Source organism: Nocardia lijiangensis NBRC 108240, from assembly GCF_001613045.1.
Taxonomy (GTDB): Bacteria; Actinomycetota; Actinomycetes; order Mycobacteriales; family Mycobacteriaceae; genus Nocardia; species Nocardia lijiangensis.
Genome location: NZ_BDBP01000201.1, coordinates 1 through 3,016, shown reverse-complemented (window position 1 = coordinate 3,016; position 3,016 = coordinate 1). Strand labels below are relative to the sequence as shown.

The window sequence follows — 3,016 nt, the reverse complement described above, 5'->3', positions numbered from 1 at the left end:
AGCCGCGCAGTGCGGCGGCCGAGCGCGCGCGCAGATCGCGCACCCCGGACAGTTCCGCCGCGGCGTCGGGCACGATGCGCTTGGCGGCGTCGGTCGGTGTCGCGGCGCGCAGGTCGGCGACGTAGTCGGTGAGCGGGTTGTCGGGTTCGTGGCCGATGGCGCTGACGATCGGGGTGGTCGCCGCGACGATGGCGCGGCACAGCGCCTCGTCGGAGAAGGGCAGCAGGTCTTCGACGCTGCCGCCGCCGCGGGCGAGCACGATCACGTCGACGGCCGGGTCGCCGTCGAGTTCGGCCAGCGCTTCCAGGATCTGCGGGACCGCGGACGGCCCCTGGACCGCGGTGTTGCGCACCTCGAAACGCACTGCGGGCCAACGATTTCTGGCGACGGTGAGGACGTCGCGCTCGGCGGCGCTCGCGCGGCCGGTGATCAGGCCGACGGTCTCGGGGAGGAACGGGATCGGCCGCTTGAGCCGGGGATCGAAGAGGCCTTCGGCGTCGAGCAGCGCCTTCAGCCGCTCGATGCGGGCGAGCAGCTCGCCCACTCCCACGGGCCGAATCTCGATGACACGCAACGACAGGGTGCCGCGGCCGGTGAAGTAGGTGAGTTTGCCGTAGACCACCACCCGGCTGCCTTCTTGCAGCGGGATCGGGGAGCGGCGCAGCAGGTCGGGGTCGCAGGTCACCTGCAGGGACATGTCGGCCGACGGGTCCCGCAGCACAAGGAACGCGGTGCGCGCGCCGGGGCGCAGGTTGATCTGGGTGATCTGCCCCTCCACCCAGATGGAGCCGAGCCGGTCGATCCACTGCATGACCTTCACGGCCACGGAGCGCACCGGCCACGGGTGCTCGGCAGAGTTGGCGGGAGCCGCGCCGGCTTCGGCGGACGACGGGTGACCGCTCTGTGTCATACGGACAGGTATACGCGGCGGGGTTGGCCGGACCGAGCCCGGCCAACCACCGGCGAGGTCGTCGCGGGTGCGGTCACTGGGCCCGGACGGTGGCGATCCGGTTCGTCAGCATGGTCACGAACGGCGCCCGGGCGAGGGTCTGCTGCTCGTAGTCCAGCAGCGCGGTGAGGTCCTCGATGGTCAGCATGCGCAGGCGGGCGCGCAGCTGGGCGAGGGTCATGTTGGCGTAGTCGTAGCGCGAGGCGATTTCGGGTTCGGTGATTTCGGGGTTGGCGGTCTCTGTGGGTTCGCCTGCGAGAGGGACGTCAGCGTCGGAGGGCTCCGCGGCGGGTTCCGGGTCGGTGATCTCCGGCACAGTGATGGTCTGCACAGAGGCGACGTACCCGTTGGTGGAGCTGGCCGTCGAGTCGTCGGCGGTGTACAGATCGAAGCGACTGGTGCGGCCCGCGGTCGCGAAATCGTCGCCGGAGGGTTGCTCGTCGCCGAGATCTTCGTCGAACGTCGCCCATTCCGGCTGTTCCACCGGACTGTTGGACAGCCGCTCGAACACCGCGTCGCCCTTGAGGGCGAGGCTGGTCACGAACTGCTGGACGTGCATGGTGGTCTGCAACATCTGGCTGATCGCGGTGATCGGGAAGTTCAGCGCGGTTGTCGGTAGCCGACGGGTTTCTTCGAGGGCGTAGACGGCGGCGCCTGCGGCGACCCGGGCCAGAAAGGGAGGTCGAAACATGCTCATAGCCTGCCCGATACCACGTGATCTGCAAAGAACTAGTGTCACAGACACTATTTTCCATCGAACGGATCACACCGGACGACCCGGTCGGTCCCGGTCGATGCGACCGGTCGGTGGTCCTCTCGTGCACGTATTCTGGGGAACATGTCTTCGGCCATCCCTTTGAACGTCGGAATCGCCCGCTCGGCGGGCGCCGGAACAGTCGATGCCGACGGTGGTAAGCGCGTGCTGCTAGCCGAGCCGCGCGGATACTGCGCGGGCGTCGACCGCGCGGTGGAAACGGTGGAGAAGGCGCTGGAGAAGCACGGTGCGCCGATCTATGTGCGCAAGGAGATCGTGCACAACAGGCACGTGGTGGAGACGCTGCGCGATCGCGGTGTCGTCTTCGTCGACGAGACCGACGAGGTGCCGAACGGCGCGGTCGTGGTGTTCTCCGCGCACGGCGTCTCCCCGGCCGTGCACGAGGCGGCCGCGGCGCGCGATCTGCACACCATCGACGCCACCTGCCCGCTGGTCACCAAGGTGCACCAGGAGGCCAAGCGCTTCGCGCGCGACGATTTCGACATCCTGCTGATCGGCCACGAGGGCCACGAGGAAGTCGAGGGCACCGCGGGCGAGGCGCCCGATCACGTCCAGCTGGTCGACGGGCCGAGCGCGGTCGACCGCGTCACCGTGCGCGACGAGAACAAGGTGATCTGGCTCTCGCAGACCACGCTGAGCGTCGACGAGACGATGGAGACGGTGCAGCGGCTGCGCGAGCGCTTCCCCGCGCTGCAGGACCCGCCGAGCGACGACATCTGCTACGCCACCCAGAACCGCCAGGTCGCGGTGAAGGCGATGGCGCCGGAATGCGATCTGGTGATCGTGGTCGGCTCGCGCAACTCCTCGAACTCGGTGCGGCTGGTCGAGGTCGCGCTCGGCGCGGGCGCGAAGGCCTCGTACCTGGTGGACTTCGCTCGCGAGGTGGATCCGGCCTGGCTGGAGGGCGTGCGCACCATCGGCATCACCTCCGGCGCGTCGGTGCCGGAGATCCTGGTGCGCGGCGTGCTGGACATGCTCGCCGAACACGGCTACGCCGATGTGCAGCCGGTGACCACCGCCAACGAGACGCTGGTCTTCTCGCTGCCGAGGGAACTGCGCGCCACCCGTCGCTGAGACAGCGCCGGGCTGCGAACTCGCTCAGAGACTTTCGAACTCGCTCAGAGACTTTCCGGCTTGCGCCGCTGGGGGCGGCTCGAATCGCGTTCCCGGTAGCGCACATTCGGCTGCGGATGCGGCGGCACCTCGGCCCGTCCGCGGGCGCCGCGTTGTGGCGGTTCCCCCTCTGTGCGCGGCGCTGCCGGACGCGTGCCACGTGCGGCCGGTCGGCCGTC

At 69.4% G+C, this 3,016-nt stretch carries 3 protein-coding genes; 1 reads left to right on the top strand and 2 read right to left on the bottom strand.

Translation table 11 applies throughout. The features are described 5' to 3' along the window. Positions 1-910: exodeoxyribonuclease VII large subunit (xseA, locus tag NL1_RS35840; protein ID WP_067849376.1), on the bottom strand; the 910-nt coding region annotated here is incomplete at its 3' end. Positions 911-983: 73 nt separating this feature from the next. After that, positions 984-1,640, bottom strand: a complete 657-nt coding sequence (locus tag NL1_RS35835; RefSeq protein ID WP_084511468.1) for a lipid droplet-associated protein — start codon at positions 1,638-1,640, stop codon at positions 984-986. Positions 1,641-1,787: 147 nt separating this feature from the next. Between NL1_RS35835 and NL1_RS35830 the strand changes: the two genes are divergently transcribed. Next, positions 1,788-2,798, top strand: coding sequence for a 4-hydroxy-3-methylbut-2-enyl diphosphate reductase (locus NL1_RS35830; protein WP_067849370.1), 1,011 nt, complete (start codon positions 1,788-1,790; stop codon positions 2,796-2,798). The last annotated feature ends 218 nt before the right edge of the window (positions 2,799-3,016 follow it).

What these genes read in the sequence shown, in the direction of transcription:
- NL1_RS35830 (WP_067849370.1), top strand. Translation starts at nt 1,788, where the DNA reads ATGTCTTCGGCCATCCCTTTGAACGTCGGAATCGCCCGCTCGGCGGGC.
- NL1_RS35835 (WP_084511468.1), bottom strand. Translation starts at nt 1,640, where the DNA reads ATGTTTCGACCTCCCTTTCTGGCCCGGGTCGCCGCAGGCGCCGCCGTC.